Source organism: Corynebacterium sp. MSK122 (assembly GCF_030229435.2).
Taxonomy (GTDB): Bacteria; Actinomycetota; Actinomycetes; order Mycobacteriales; family Mycobacteriaceae; genus Corynebacterium; species Corynebacterium marquesiae.
In genome coordinates this window covers 1-12,177 of the sequence record NZ_JASPHV020000010.1, presented here as the reverse complement: position 1 = coordinate 12,177, position 12,177 = coordinate 1, and the positions used below count along the sequence as shown (strand labels likewise).

Sequence of the window (12,177 nt, the reverse complement as noted above, 5' to 3'; positions counted from 1 at the left end):
CGCTTTGCCAGGGGCGCAGATACAAACGGTGCAGCAGCTCGGCATGGAGGGGCAACTACCACGGTGTAGGCCAGATCAGGATTGCTCCACACTCATTGCCAAATAACAAGTTTTTCGCTTGGTCCAAATTCGTGCAAGATTTCCTGCATAAACGAAGGCCCGCCGACAATACATCGGCGGGCCTTCTCCCCATGACTAATCTCTCGGTACCCAAGGAGGGAGTGGAGCGCACCCTCCTGCAAGCACCGCCCGTGATTAGGCAAGCCTAAGTTTATAAACCTTTCGTAGGATGGTCAAGGGTTTGCCCATAAATTTCTTAACTCGTGCCAAAAACACAGTTAACCTGCAATAACGAGTACAATCCGGAACCATGGCTGAGTTGAAATCCACTATTTCCGAACAACTCCGCAAATTCTGGCGTGCCAGCGAGAAGGAATTGACCGATTCCCCGCGTCGCGGTGTCGCCTCCCCTGCCGAAGCCACGGCACTGCGCGAGGAGGTCGCGGCCGAGATTGCAGACCTCATCAAAGCACAGAAGGTAAAGACCAGCCCCGGCGATACCGCACTCGACGCCGATGCAGCCGCTACCCTCCCGCTAGGTGCACGCATGAAGCCACGTGGGATCTTCGAAGACGACTGGGGCGCACGTCCTACCGCACAGCGCCCCTGGCCGGTCATTCTCATCCACGGCACCTGCGATACCAAGGGTGTATGGCAAATCCTCGGCAATGAGCTGCGCCAAGATGGCTGGGCGGTCTTCGCCCCTGACTACGGCCGTCGCGCCACCCAACCCCTTGCAGAATCCGCCGAGCAACTCGATGCCTATATCCGCACCGTGCGCATGGCCACCGGCGCGGACAAGGTCATCCTCATCGGCCACTCGCAGGGCGGGCTGCTTGCCCGCTATTGGATGCGCATGATTGGCGGCGCCGAGCACGTCCTCCATCTGATGTGCATCAGCGCGCCAAACCACGGAACTACCTACGGCGGCATCGTCAGCCGCCTCATTCGCACCCCGCGCCAAGAGGCGGTAATGCGCTCCGTCATCGATGGTTGGTTCGGACCGGCGGGAATGGACCAAATTGTTGGCAGCGAAGCGTTACGCGAGGCCAATCGCGATGGCGACTTGGAATCTGGCGTGAGCTATACCTGCATTGCCACCCGGTCTGATGCCGTCGTGGTCCCACCCGAAACCTGTTTCCTCGATCCCCGCGGCGTCGCAGAGGGCACCGTGCGAAATATTTACGTCCAAGACTTCGACCGCCGAGCAGTGATCATGCACGAGGATATGCAGATGGACAAGCGCGTCCACGCCATCGTGCGCACCATCTTGGAATTAGTAGAGACTATCCCACGCTAGTTAGAGCTCCAGCTCATCAAGAACCGCGTCAAAGGCGGGGCCCACCTGCGTGCGCCACAGCGTATCCACCTTCTGATCACCCCGGCCAGGCCCACCATTGATGACGGCCACGCGCTTGCCCTGCTTCTTCGCCTCCAGCACAAAGCGGTACCCGCTCATCACCGCCAGTGAAGAACCAGCCACCAGCAGCGAGCGCGCCTGGCGCAGCACAGCAAAAGCAGCATCGCGGCGCTTAGCCGGCACAGGCTCGCCAAAGTAGACGACGTCCGGTTTCAATAATTCCGATCCACAGCGCTCGCATCCGGCCATGCGAAACACTGCCACGTCGGCCTCATCCAGGGTTACGTCACCATCCGGATTCACTTGGTCTGCCTCCACCACAAGGCGCTCCAAGTACCCCGGGTTCGCAGCGGCCAAGCGCGCATCAAGGTGTGGCCGCGCCTCCCGATACCCACACATCAGGCACACGACGGTTTCCATATCGCCATGCAGCGCCACCAAGTTCGCGGTCCCTGCTTGTTTATGCAGACCATCAACGTTCTGGGTAACCACGCCATTAGCCAGCCCGGCGCGCTCCTGTTCCACGAGCGTATAGTGCGTGCGATTCGGCGCCGCGGAATCCATGACTCGCCACCCCACAAAGCTGCGGGCCCAATACCTATGACTCGCGGCCGGGTCGTGGCGAAATTCTTGATAGGTCATCGGCCGGTGCCTACTGAGCGAGCCGCGCGGCCCCCGATAATCCGGCACGCCCGACTCCGTCGACACCCCAGCCCCCGTTAGCACCATTACCGGGCCCTCGCGCAGCTGCTTGACGACGTCCCCTAAAGCCCTCCCTGGCTCCGTATGCGGCGCCGATTCCTCTACCACTCGGGCGATCGAGCGCAGCGCGGACTGGTGCGCAAGGGAGACGGCTGGATCCATGCTCCCGATGCTAGCTTTCGGGCAAGTGCTCTACGTATAACCACTCCGAATCCAACTCCCCGTGGCGCGAGCACGTGGTATGCCAGCCATCGGGGCGTACCTGGGCCACCATACGGCGGCCGCAGATCTGACAGTAGCGCGGCACATCGAGGCCAGCTGCGGCAGCGGGGTGCAGCGTGAAGACCTCCTCGATCGGCTTGCCGGTATTCGGATGGAAAATTGGCTCTTCCCCGGAAAGGACGGCCGCGGCCAGCTCGGAAGTCGGCTCGGATATACCAGCCACTACAGGGCCTTAATAGGCAGATCGATGCGGTGCAACATGTCCACATCCTTTTCAATCTGCTGGCCCAGGGTGGTCAGGTAGTTGCCGGCGATAATGGCGTTGATGCCGCCGAGCAGGCCGCGCTCCGTGCCGTCGTCGCCAAGCGAAAGCTCGCGGCCACCAGCAAAGCGCAAGGTGGTAGACGGCATGGCCAGGCGGAATGCCGCCACGGCGCGCAGGCCCTCGCCCAGCGGAACCAGCGGGCGATCCGCAAAGGGGGTGCCAGGTCGCGGATCGAGGAAGTTCATCGGCACCTCGCACGGATCAATCTCTGCCAGCTGCGCGGCGAACTCGGCGCGCTGCTCCAGGGACTCGCCCATGCCGATGATGCCGCCGCAGCAGACCTCCATGCCTACCTCGCGTACATAATCGAGGGTCTGCTTGCGCTCCTCCCAAGTGTGGGTGGTGACCACATTGGGGAAGAAGGAACGGGACGTCTCCAGGTTGTGGTTATAACGCTGCGCGCCCATGTCCTTTAGGCGCTGCGCCTGCTCGCGGGTCAGGGTGCCCAGCGAGCAAGAAATCTCGATATCGACGGCGTCATTAATCGCGGCAATGGCCTCGCCCACCTGGTCCAGCAAGCGATCGTCCGGCGACTTCACCGCGGCGACGATGCAGAACTCGGTAGCGCCGGACTTAGCGGTCTTCTGCGCTGCCTCCACCAGCTCAGGGATGTTGAGGCGCACGGCGCGCACCGGGGACTCGAAGAGGCCGGACTGGGAACAGAAGTGGCAATCTTCTGGGCACCCACCGGTCTTAATGGAGATAATGCCTTCCACCGATACGTCCGGACCACACCACTTCAGGCGGGTCTGGTGGGCGATATCGGCAATTTCCTCCAGCTGGGAATCCGGAACCTGCAGTACCTGCAATAGCTCTTCCTGGTTGAGGCCTTTGCCTTGCTCTAGGGCTTTCTCACGGGCGATGTCAACGATGCTCATGGTGGTAAACCCTACTTGAACGGCGTTCAACTTTGGTTAAAACCACATATAAATCTGTACGGAACTACCCTCGGGGGCATGACGCTTTATGATGACACCCTCTCCCTCCTCCAAGAGCTGATCCGCAATGCCTGCGTTAATGACCTCACGCCAGACTCCGGCCACGAGGTGCGCAATGCGGACAGCCTGGAAAAATTCTTCGCAGGTGAAGACGTGCAGATTGAGCGCTTCGAGTCCCACCCGGGCCGTGTTTCCATCGTAGTGACCGTCCCCGGCGATCCGGACCAGGAACCGCTGACCCTCATGGGACATACCGACGTCGTCCCCGTGGACGAGCCGAAGTGGACCAAGCCGCCCTTCGAGGCGCTCATCGAGGACGGCAAACTCTACGGCCGCGGTTCCGTAGACATGCTCTTTATTACCGCCACCATGGCGGCCGTCACGCGCGAGGTCGCCCGCGCCGGTAACACGGGCGGTACCCTCGCCTTCGTCGGCATGGCCGATGAAGAGGCCCGCGGAGGGCTCGGCGTGCGCTTTATGTCCGAGAACCACCCCGACGCCTTTTCCTGGAAGAACTGCTTATCTGAAACCGGCGGCAGCCACCTGCCCGGCGCGGTGGGCTTTAACGTGGGAGAAAAGGGCGCCGGGCAGCGCCGCCTGCACGTGCATGGCGATGCCGGCCACGGTTCCACCCCTTATGGCAAGGACTTTGCCATCGTGAAGATCGGCGAGGTGGCCCGCCGCATCGCCACCGCCGAACCACCCACAGCCTCCAATGAGATCTGGGAAGGCTTTGTGCGCACCTTCAAATTTGATCCCCAGACCGAGCAGGAGCTTATCGACGGCACCGGTGACTACTCCAAGTTCGGCAACCTCGACGCCTATGCCCACGCCTTTAGCCACACCACCATCGCCGAGACCGTACTGCGCGCCGGCGGCGCCATCAACGTGCTGCCCTCACATGCCTACCTGGAAATGGACGTGCGCCCCTTCCCCGGCCAGACCCAGGAGGATCTGGATGACTTCCTGCGCAGCGCGCTCGGGGACATGGCCGATGAGGTAGAAATCGAGCACCTCATCACCGAAGATGCCACGCAATCCTCCACCGATACCGAGCTATGGCGGGCGATTGAGGCCACCTCCAAGGAATTCTTCCCCGACAAGGACGTTGTCCCAGTTCACGCCACCGGCGGCTCCGATCTGCGCTTCGCCCGCCGCAAGGGTGGCAATGCCTATGGTTTTGCCATGCACGCCGAGGGCCGCGATATGGCTAGTGCTAATTCGCAGCTGCACAGCCATGACGAACACCTCTACCTAGAGGACCTCGAGCTCACCGTGCGCGCCTACCGCAGCCTGGTCAATCGCTTCCTTGGCCTGTCACAGGCATAACAAGTGTGGCGAGATGTCTGGCATAAGCTTTGCACGTAAGTCCGCGCTGCTTTCTGCAGCTACCGCCCTGACCGTAACCCTCGCCGCACCTGCCGCTGCCCATGCCGACGCCGCTGACAACAACCAGAAGAAGTCCCAAGCTCTCGCCGTTGCCACCGTGCACCCACGCGGCAACGAGGTCCGCGACGCCATCGGCCGCATGGATGAGGCCATTGCTCGGTGCGGTCTGAACGGCACCACTGGTCAGGGCAAGCCGGTCAACACTGGCGGCCAGCGCGGCAATGCCCCCGCACCAAAGCCGGCTCCGGCCCCGTCCCCGGCGCCAGCCAAGAACGCCAAGGTCATCGAGCTGGGCATCATCCCTGGCCAGCCGACTGTCGACGTCCCATTCCTGGGCCAGACCTTCCGCATCCCAGATGCAGCCAAGATTGCCCAAAACGCTGTATCCCAGTTCCAGCTGCCACAGATTCCGCAAATCCAGCAGCTACAGCAGCTGTCTTCCTTCTAAGACGCTGACCTCGGTTGGGCCACTTATCGGTCCAGCTGAAAATAGATCCCGGCATGCGCGCTGCAGCCGGGATTAAATTTATGCCCGCAGTGGGGACACGCAGGCGCGGCGGAATAAGCGTGGTAGTTCATCTCGGTGCGGCAGGCGCCGCAGAGGACTGAGGGGGCGTCGGCAAGCATGGGCCCAAACTCATGGTCAGTGAGCTCGGCGTGGCATAGCGCGCAGGCAAAATACCCGCCACAGGTGGCGCACTTATGGGCCACCACGTCCAGCGGGGAATGCCAATGCTTGCACCGGCCTTCCGCATCAATCGCGCCGTGAATCTTCATGGCCGTCAGCATACGCGCCATTCTGCTGCCACTGCTGCTTCTTTTCTTCAGACTTCTTGGCATTGCGCACGGCCTGAATGCCCACCACGATGGCGATGATGAGTGGTACCCACACCTTGCTGTAATCCATGAGGAATACGAGCCAGTCGGGCGGATCGATGTCGATGTTGAAGTCGATATTCGGCACCGGCAGCTCTATCTGCGGAAACTCCGGTACGGGGAGCGCGATATCCGGCAAGTTAATCTCCGGCAGCTCCCAATCCGGCAACAACCGAGACAAGATGCGGCTGATGATCGGGCCAAGCACGATTACGCCAATGGCCCAGCCGGACTTTCCCAAGCCGCCCAAGAGCGGATATAACACCCGCTTAACGGAGCTATCCTCCATGGCCTTGCGGCGCTTCTCCCCCAGTGAGCCGGCCGGGGGCTCGAGGGCGACTGCCTCCTCGCCATTGCGGTAGTAGACGTCTAAAAGCTCGCCAAAGGGGGAGGCTTGGATATCTAGGTAAGGCTTGGTTCGCGGGGCGGAGTTCTCGAGCAGGGTGAGGTCTTTTTCGATCTTCTTCTTAAGCGAATAGCGGCCCGCACGCGGCCGATCGTGGCGGCTGCGTACCTGACCGTTCACCACAATCTGCAGGCGTGGGCTCGGGTTCTTCCGCCAGAGCCGGAGGCGTTCCAGCAGGGTGGCATCGCCTGGAACCGGGGTGAAGTCCTTCGCTTTCTTAGGCCACTGGCCCATCTCCGCGAATTCGGCATCATACCCGCGCTGCACCTCAATGGTGCCCACCTCGGGGTGCTCTAGGCGCCACGTCTCCATTAGCTCTTCCCTGCCTTGGAGCCCACCGCGGCCCCCAGCTTGCTCGCGGCCCATGCCAGGAAAACAAATACTGGGAGGTATATCCAGGTGCCCTCGTTGAAGTAGAGGGACATGGCTGCAAAATACGCCAGCCCCGCCACGCAGAAAATGGTCCAGGAGGCGCGGAAAGTGGCGCCGTCGGCAAGAGCAATGACCACGGTCAGCACGGCCATGAGGATGAGCAAGGCGAGGCCGGGGACAAGGTGGTAGACAGCCGGCGGCAGGCCAACGAAGACCGCGGCCATGGCTATGGGCGCCCACCACTGCCACCAGACGCGGCTGGGCTCGTCTTTCGTTTCCGCTTCTTCTTCTAGCTCCTCAAACACGCACCCAACCTATCACAGGGCTTAAGGAAACTTATGGGGAAGAAATCCTCCCTGCGACCGGCCTAATCCTCCCCGCGGAGGATACCGCGCTGAGCAGTGCGTACCTAGCGTTAAGAGCATGAAAAGCACACCACTCATCCTCGCGGCGGGCGTAGTATTCGGCGCCATCTACGGCACCAATGCGCTCCTGCCAGACATCTATGACAACCCCACTTCTGAAGTGCAGGCCGGACAGGCCCGCATCCCCGGATTATCCTGCACGGAAGAAGATGGCTCCACCAGCAGTGAACCACGCTGGGACTGTGACGGCACCCAAATCCGCGCTAAGGAAGTCGGCGTGCAAGACAAAGACCAAGCCACCCGACGCTACCTCCGGGCAATGGGTGAAGGTACGGCCATGCCGGAAGGAGACATCGACCGCGACGGGGACAAGCGCACGCTTAGCGATGGCGACCTTGTAGCCATCAGCATCGAGGGCGATGGCCCCACCACGTTCCTCTCCCTGCGCGGACCGCGCGCTGCAGAACTTGCCCAGGAGGTAGAAAAGGCATGAAGAATCTGTATTGGTTATCTATCGCTTTTGGACTGGTAGTCTCCGGCTTCTTTTTGGCCGATCGTCGGTTTACTGAGGTTGGGCTCATCGGTGCGCTCATCTGCGTGGGCCTTACACTCGGCTTGGGATTCTTGTGGTTTAGGCCGCGGCCGATGTGGCAAGGCGTCCTATGGGGTGCGCTCGCCCAGCCGGTGGTGGTGAGCCTCAACAACCAAATGGTGGGGATTTCGAACAAGCTGGGGCTTACCTTCCTGGACTCGGCCTTTTACTCGCCACTTCCAGAGGAAACCATCAAGCTCCTCGGCGTTGTCATTATCGTTGCAGCCTATAAGAACGTGCGGCATCCCTACCAAGCCGCCGCGATCGGCATGGCGGTAGGCCTTGGCTTCGATGCCATGGAAAATGTGCCGTTCATCCTCCACGCGGCCATCGATAACTTGGACGGCGACCTCTGGGGCGTCATCATTACCGGTATCGGACGATTCTTCACTGGCGCCTTTACCCATGCTCTGTATACGGGGGTTGCGGCGTGGGGCGTCGGCAAGCTCTATGCGGGCGCGCGCCACGGGTATTGGCAGGTCGCCGGATTCTGGCTGGCCGCTATTGCCCTACATACCTTGTTCAATGGCGCGACCATGATTGCGGGTGAGTGGCCGGCGACCATCCTTGTTATCGCCCTCATCACCTGGACGCTTATTATCTGGGGCCTGCGATTCATGCGCAAGCAGGACAAGAAACACGTGGCACAAAGCAGCGAAAAGTCCCTACCCGCTAAAGATTCGGAATATAGCTTCTGAGCTGCCTAAACGTCTCAAAAAGGTTCGTGTCCGGCGGGTGTTATAAGGTGTGAATCGTACACAAGTTCACACGATAATTTAGGTACGATGCGCCATGGAAGAACCTTACTTTTCCACGACCAACACCACCGACCCCACCACACGCTTAGCCTTTGAGATGCGAAAGGCGGAATACGAGTTCTGGGTGAGCCAAGTCCCGGAGCTCGATTCTGATTTCGAATTAGTTACCCGATCCCTCTATCGCACCACCGGCGTCAATGAAGGCCGAATTGGTCATATCCTCATGGCGCTGCACCGCTTGGAGGAACTGCCTGAGCTCCAGGCGCTGCAGCACCGCCTCTACCACTTGGACCTCGACCGGATTATTGCCATCAATAAGTCCCTCAACCGCTTGGGAAATCCGACACCGGAGGTGGTGGCGCGCATCGATGAGCAGCTCACCGCCTACCTCACCCCTACCCGGCCGAACCAGGCCATGCGCACTCAGGCACAGATCAAGCGCAAACTCAACGAGCTCATCAACCTCGCGGATGACACATTGGCCGTCACCCAGGGCCCTACCCAGCCGCGCTACACCATGGAAAATTGGGGCGATAACACTTCGGCGGTGACTTTGAGTGCGGACCCGGCGGTTATCGCGAGCGTCGATAAGTGCGTCCGGCAGACCGCGCTAGAGCTAGATTGCTCGCTTGCCGACGCCGCCGTTGCGCTCCTCACCGGCCGCACCCAAGCCCCCGAAATCATCCTCAACGCCTATAAAGCCACCGACGTGCCCAATTCCCCGGCGTTTATTGAATCCGTGGGCTGGCTCGACCCGGCGCGCTCGAATGCGCTGCCCTACACCAAAATCCGAGAGATGGATCCTAACCAGGAGGTCAAGGGCTACGTCACCCCGGCGGCCATGGCTGCGTACTTAGAAGGATTTGACGGCACCTGCCGCTACCCCGGCTGCAATCGCCCAGCCACGGCCTGCCAAAAGGATCACCGCATCAACCATGCGGACGGCGGACCGACCACGCCTTCAAACCTCGCCTGCCTGTGCCAGCACCACCACAATGTGAAAACCGATGGTCGCGCTTTTTATGTCATGGACCCACATACGCGCGACATCATCTGGCTATTTGAAGATGGCACCTGGACCGCCACGGAGCCCTCCGGCCCGCTGGCACCCAAGAACAAGAATTGGGTGCAGACCTTTGCTCAAACCATGACCGCCCACCGCGCCCGAGCATATGAAGAGGCCCAAGAACTCATGCGCCAGCAGAAAACCACCCCTAGGGAGGAGGAATAATTCCACCAGCTGCCCTACAGTGGCTGGCATGACGCAAAATTTATTCACACTGGATGAGCTCGTAATTACCCAGACCAAGTCCTTCCTCAATGATCAGTTCATGATCACCGATATCGACGGCACCCCTGTGGGCACGATCCTGCAATCCACCAGTCTTAAAGATATGGTGTTTAAATCCTCTCGCAGCTTGGAGGTCGCACTCACGGATGCTGAAGGCAACCCCCTACAGACGGTCATGACGATTTCGGATCCGCCGAATTTTCTGCGGGATACCTATGAGGTGCACTTGCCGGGAATCGAACAGCCCATGGCCGTCATTACCAAGCGTTTCTCCATGCTCAAAACAAAGCTGGAGCTGACCATGAAGGGCTTTCCTGACGTCGAAATTCGCGGCGATTTCTGGGATTGGAACCTCTCCATCACCTCCCACGGCCGCCAGCTTGCCAACGTCACCAACGAGTGGACCGGCGTAGGCAACTACTTCATGGGTAAAAATACCTACTGCCTAGCCATCACCCCAGGTCTCAACGAGCAACAACATGCTGCCATCATCGGCGCCGTGATGAGCATGGATATGCTGCGGACGAAGGAAAAGAACAGAGAGTAGATGTCTGCTACGATATGAACATGTTCACTGAACCTGTTCATAAAAACTCACGTGCGCGCTCGAAGAACACAACGCGCCTAAAGGTGTTAACCGCTGCAGGCGAACTTTTCGAAACTACGGGATATGCCGATACCAGCATTAGAGAAATTGCGAAAAAGGCTGGTGTCAGCGTTGGCACAGTCATGTCTGTCGGCGAAAAGCGCGCACTGCTGGTTCAAAGCATCAGCCACAAAATTGCAAAGATTCATGACGGACTCAGGACTCAACCACCTGGAGATCTCATTTCGGTCATCAATCCATTTTTGGAGATGTTTGCAGGACACAGCGAACTATCCCGCGCTTACGCATCTGCTCTCATTGAACTTGGCGATCAAGGGCAAGAGCTCAGACGCTTGGAACATCTTCTCACGGAAGAAATCCTTCGACGTCTCGCGGCATCAAGATTGACCGAGGATGAGTCTCGCGATCTTGCAGGAGTCTTGTATCACGCCTATCTAGGTTTGCTAATCGGCTGGGCCGCCGGACTTTATTCGTCGCAAGAACTAAAAGACCAAGCACGCACAATCATCAATCGCCTAGAAAGCGTATTTGGAGTCCAACTATGATTTTCGACGAAACAGCCCCTATCTGGCCTTCCATTCTCCTTGCCGTCATTCTTTCAGGCGACGTCATACTGTCAATTCGTCCCGTTAAGTTCATTGAAAAATGCCTCACCGGCGTAAAATTCCCACGCCAATGGTGGTGGGCTCTCATCTATATCAAATGCGTCGCGATTTCCGGGCTGATAGTCGGACTTGCCTACCCCGGAGTCAGAGTTGCGGCACTAGCAGGCATCGTCACATATTTCTTTGCTGCAGCCTTCGCTCACCTGAAAGCCAAATTCACCGGCACCGAATTCTGGGCTAACTGTTTGGGCATGCTTATCCTTTCCATCGCGGCGCTAATTGTAACGCTCGCCGCATAATGCAGAAAGGAGTTCTACATTCCCGTAGGCACTTTCAGATCTAACCCCTATTAGGTGGACACCTGATGCCCAGTCCGGTTAGGTTGGGTACAAAGGTAATCTACCACCATGTCTAGGTACTCCGAACAGTTCAAACGCGATGCCGTAGCACTCTACAAGAACAATAAGGAGAACTCGCTGAGCTCAGTGTCAGCATTGTTTAGAATCAACCGTGCATCACTGCATTCTTGGACTAAGCTCTACGCACCGTCAAACACACTCGTACGAAAACCGTCCATGATAAAGCCCATTCCGCTTTTTCACCGTGGTAGAGATATTTGCGTATTCTTTGCGGCATAATCTAAGGGATACACAACGGATTGCTCAGTACATGGGGATTTCTGGACCTTGGCCACGGAAGTTTTCGGTCAAAAATCCGAACTCGACTTCCCATATATGATACTCACTCGGTAAGAATGAAGGCTCCTTTTTCTGCCGAGAAACGACCTCAGTTTGAGCTGCTTCACGCGTGGTAAATGCAGCCAATATATCTGGGCTCATTTCTTGGAAACGCACGGAGGAATGTTGCGCATACCCCTCCCTAAAAACGAGATAGACAAGTCTCGGGAAACGAGACTTGTCTAGTTTTCCGTCCCAGCCGTCAAGGGGAACTTCTTCAGTCCAACAGGTTATACCTGGAGAATCAACATGCTCGCCCATGGCACGCTCCTGCTCTCTGGTTAAAGCTATTCCGACAAATTCTTCGTCAGACGTAGCTTCCGTACGCGCAAAGAGCACAAAAATTTTAGCCTGGTTGCTGCTATCTGAAATTCTACCTATTAAGCCTTGCATACTTCTCTAAACGGTTTAGTTTTAACAGTCGCAGTGTAAGTTTTATCGGAGCGTGATGCTCCTATGTTGTGTCAAGCTGATTTGAGAAGTTCTTCATAAGCCAACCTCAACTCCGGCAAAGGGCGCTTGCCGGTTTCGATATCACTGATTCTCGCCGGGGCACACCCGAGTTTTTCAGC

General features: G+C 58.4%; 16 protein-coding genes. 9 read left to right on the top strand and 7 right to left on the bottom strand.

Translation table 11 applies throughout. The features are described 5' to 3' along the window. Positions 1–370: 370 nt before the first annotated feature. Entirely contained in the window at positions 371–1,360 is a 990-nt protein-coding gene (locus QP934_RS05760) for a lipase family alpha/beta hydrolase (RefSeq protein ID WP_419127032.1), read from the top strand. Here QP934_RS05760 and QP934_RS05755 read toward each other — a convergent pair whose 3' ends face one another. From QP934_RS05755 to bioB, 3 genes are read right to left on the bottom strand one after another with little or no spacing between them, the layout of a single operon-like run. Further along, positions 1,361–2,284, bottom strand: a complete 924-nt coding sequence (locus QP934_RS05755) for a Sir2 family NAD-dependent protein deacetylase (protein ID WP_419127031.1) — start codon at positions 2,282–2,284, stop codon at positions 1,361–1,363. It lies immediately after the preceding gene. 10 nt (positions 2,285–2,294) lie between these two features. Then, positions 2,295–2,558 carry a hypothetical protein gene (locus tag QP934_RS05750; protein ID WP_419127079.1) on the bottom strand — a complete coding sequence of 88 codons (264 nt, stop codon included), beginning with the start codon at positions 2,556–2,558 and terminating at the stop codon, positions 2,295–2,297. 8 nt (positions 2,559–2,566) lie between these two features. Next, on the bottom strand, positions 2,567–3,547 hold the full coding sequence (gene bioB, locus QP934_RS05745) for a biotin synthase BioB (protein WP_005326317.1): 981 nt from the start codon (positions 3,545–3,547) through the stop codon (positions 2,567–2,569). Between the two features lie 78 nt (positions 3,548–3,625). Here bioB and QP934_RS05740 point away from each other — a divergent pair, with 78 nt between their 5' ends. Next, the gene (locus tag QP934_RS05740; protein ID WP_250413387.1) at positions 3,626–4,936 is read left to right on the top strand and encodes a M20/M25/M40 family metallo-hydrolase; all 1,311 of its coding nucleotides are present in this window, start codon (positions 3,626–3,628) and stop codon (positions 4,934–4,936) included. A 13-nt stretch (positions 4,937–4,949) separates the two neighbouring features. After that, a complete protein-coding gene (locus QP934_RS05735; protein ID WP_419127030.1) occupies positions 4,950–5,444 on the top strand; it encodes a hypothetical protein in 495 nt (164 codons plus the stop codon). A 23-nt stretch (positions 5,445–5,467) separates the two neighbouring features. On the opposite strand, the gene QP934_RS05730 is transcribed toward QP934_RS05735, so the two are convergent. From QP934_RS05730 to QP934_RS05720, 3 genes are read right to left on the bottom strand one after another with little or no spacing between them, the layout of a single operon-like run. After that, positions 5,468–5,773 carry a CHY zinc finger protein gene (locus QP934_RS05730; protein ID WP_337888371.1) on the bottom strand — a complete coding sequence of 102 codons (306 nt, stop codon included), beginning with the start codon at positions 5,771–5,773 and terminating at the stop codon, positions 5,468–5,470. Further along, positions 5,751–6,590 (bottom strand): hypothetical protein, encoded by an 840-nt coding sequence (locus tag QP934_RS05725; RefSeq protein ID WP_419127029.1) that lies wholly within the window; start codon positions 6,588–6,590, stop codon positions 5,751–5,753. The genes QP934_RS05730 and QP934_RS05725 overlap by 23 nt, the downstream gene beginning before the upstream one ends. Further along, positions 6,590–6,955, bottom strand: coding sequence for a heme transporter (locus QP934_RS05720; RefSeq protein ID WP_269954019.1), 366 nt, complete (start codon positions 6,953–6,955; stop codon positions 6,590–6,592). The genes QP934_RS05725 and QP934_RS05720 overlap by 1 nt, the downstream gene beginning before the upstream one ends. A 118-nt stretch (positions 6,956–7,073) precedes the next feature. Between QP934_RS05720 and QP934_RS05715 the strand changes: the two genes are divergently transcribed. From QP934_RS05715 to QP934_RS05690, 6 genes are all read left to right on the top strand, one after another. Next, complete coding sequence (locus tag QP934_RS05715; RefSeq protein WP_239273655.1) at positions 7,074–7,508, top strand: hypothetical protein; 435 nt, start codon at positions 7,074–7,076, stop codon at positions 7,506–7,508. Continuing rightward, a complete protein-coding gene (locus QP934_RS05710; RefSeq protein WP_419127028.1) occupies positions 7,505–8,305 on the top strand; it encodes a PrsW family intramembrane metalloprotease in 801 nt (266 codons plus the stop codon). Before QP934_RS05715 ends, QP934_RS05710 begins: the two co-directional genes overlap by 4 nt. A 94-nt stretch (positions 8,306–8,399) precedes the next feature. Continuing rightward, a complete protein-coding gene (locus tag QP934_RS05705) occupies positions 8,400–9,596 on the top strand; it encodes an HNH endonuclease signature motif containing protein (RefSeq protein WP_419127027.1) in 1,197 nt (398 codons plus the stop codon). Between the two features lie 28 nt (positions 9,597–9,624). Further along, positions 9,625–10,203, top strand: a complete 579-nt coding sequence (locus tag QP934_RS05700; protein WP_023020268.1) for an LURP-one-related/scramblase family protein — start codon at positions 9,625–9,627, stop codon at positions 10,201–10,203. Positions 10,204–10,223: 20 nt separating this feature from the next. Continuing rightward, a complete protein-coding gene (locus tag QP934_RS05695) occupies positions 10,224–10,808 on the top strand; it encodes a TetR/AcrR family transcriptional regulator (RefSeq protein WP_239206188.1) in 585 nt (194 codons plus the stop codon). Then, positions 10,805–11,167 carry a DoxX family protein gene (locus QP934_RS05690; RefSeq protein WP_239206186.1) on the top strand — a complete coding sequence of 121 codons (363 nt, stop codon included), beginning with the start codon at positions 10,805–10,807 and terminating at the stop codon, positions 11,165–11,167. The genes QP934_RS05695 and QP934_RS05690 overlap by 4 nt, the downstream gene beginning before the upstream one ends. Positions 11,168–11,530: 363 nt before the next feature. Here the strand turns inward: QP934_RS05690 and QP934_RS05685 are convergent, their stop codons facing one another. Next, positions 11,531–11,944 carry a hypothetical protein gene (locus QP934_RS05685; RefSeq protein ID WP_284837129.1) on the bottom strand — a complete coding sequence of 138 codons (414 nt, stop codon included), beginning with the start codon at positions 11,942–11,944 and terminating at the stop codon, positions 11,531–11,533. Positions 11,945–12,177 lie beyond the last annotated feature (233 nt).

Coding starts and splice junctions, on each gene's coding strand:
- QP934_RS05755 (WP_419127031.1), bottom strand. CDS start 2,284: ATGGATCCAGCCGTCTCCCTTGCGCACCAGTCCGCGCTGCGCTCGATC.
- QP934_RS05725 (WP_419127029.1), bottom strand. CDS start 6,590: ATGGAGACGTGGCGCCTAGAGCACCCCGAGGTGGGCACCATTGAGGTG.
- QP934_RS05735 (WP_419127030.1), top strand. CDS start 4,950: ATGTCTGGCATAAGCTTTGCACGTAAGTCCGCGCTGCTTTCTGCAGCT.
- QP934_RS05740 (WP_250413387.1), top strand. CDS start 3,626: ATGACGCTTTATGATGACACCCTCTCCCTCCTCCAAGAGCTGATCCGC.
- QP934_RS05705 (WP_419127027.1), top strand. CDS start 8,400: ATGGAAGAACCTTACTTTTCCACGACCAACACCACCGACCCCACCACA.
- QP934_RS05710 (WP_419127028.1), top strand. CDS start 7,505: ATGAAGAATCTGTATTGGTTATCTATCGCTTTTGGACTGGTAGTCTCC.
- QP934_RS05700 (WP_023020268.1), top strand. CDS start 9,625: ATGACGCAAAATTTATTCACACTGGATGAGCTCGTAATTACCCAGACC.
- QP934_RS05695 (WP_239206188.1), top strand. CDS start 10,224: ATGTTCACTGAACCTGTTCATAAAAACTCACGTGCGCGCTCGAAGAAC.
- bioB (WP_005326317.1), bottom strand. CDS start 3,547: ATGAGCATCGTTGACATCGCCCGTGAGAAAGCCCTAGAGCAAGGCAAA.
- QP934_RS05690 (WP_239206186.1), top strand. CDS start 10,805: ATGATTTTCGACGAAACAGCCCCTATCTGGCCTTCCATTCTCCTTGCC.
- QP934_RS05715 (WP_239273655.1), top strand. CDS start 7,074: ATGAAAAGCACACCACTCATCCTCGCGGCGGGCGTAGTATTCGGCGCC.
- QP934_RS05730 (WP_337888371.1), bottom strand. CDS start 5,773: ATGAAGATTCACGGCGCGATTGATGCGGAAGGCCGGTGCAAGCATTGG.
- QP934_RS05760 (WP_419127032.1), top strand. CDS start 371: ATGGCTGAGTTGAAATCCACTATTTCCGAACAACTCCGCAAATTCTGG.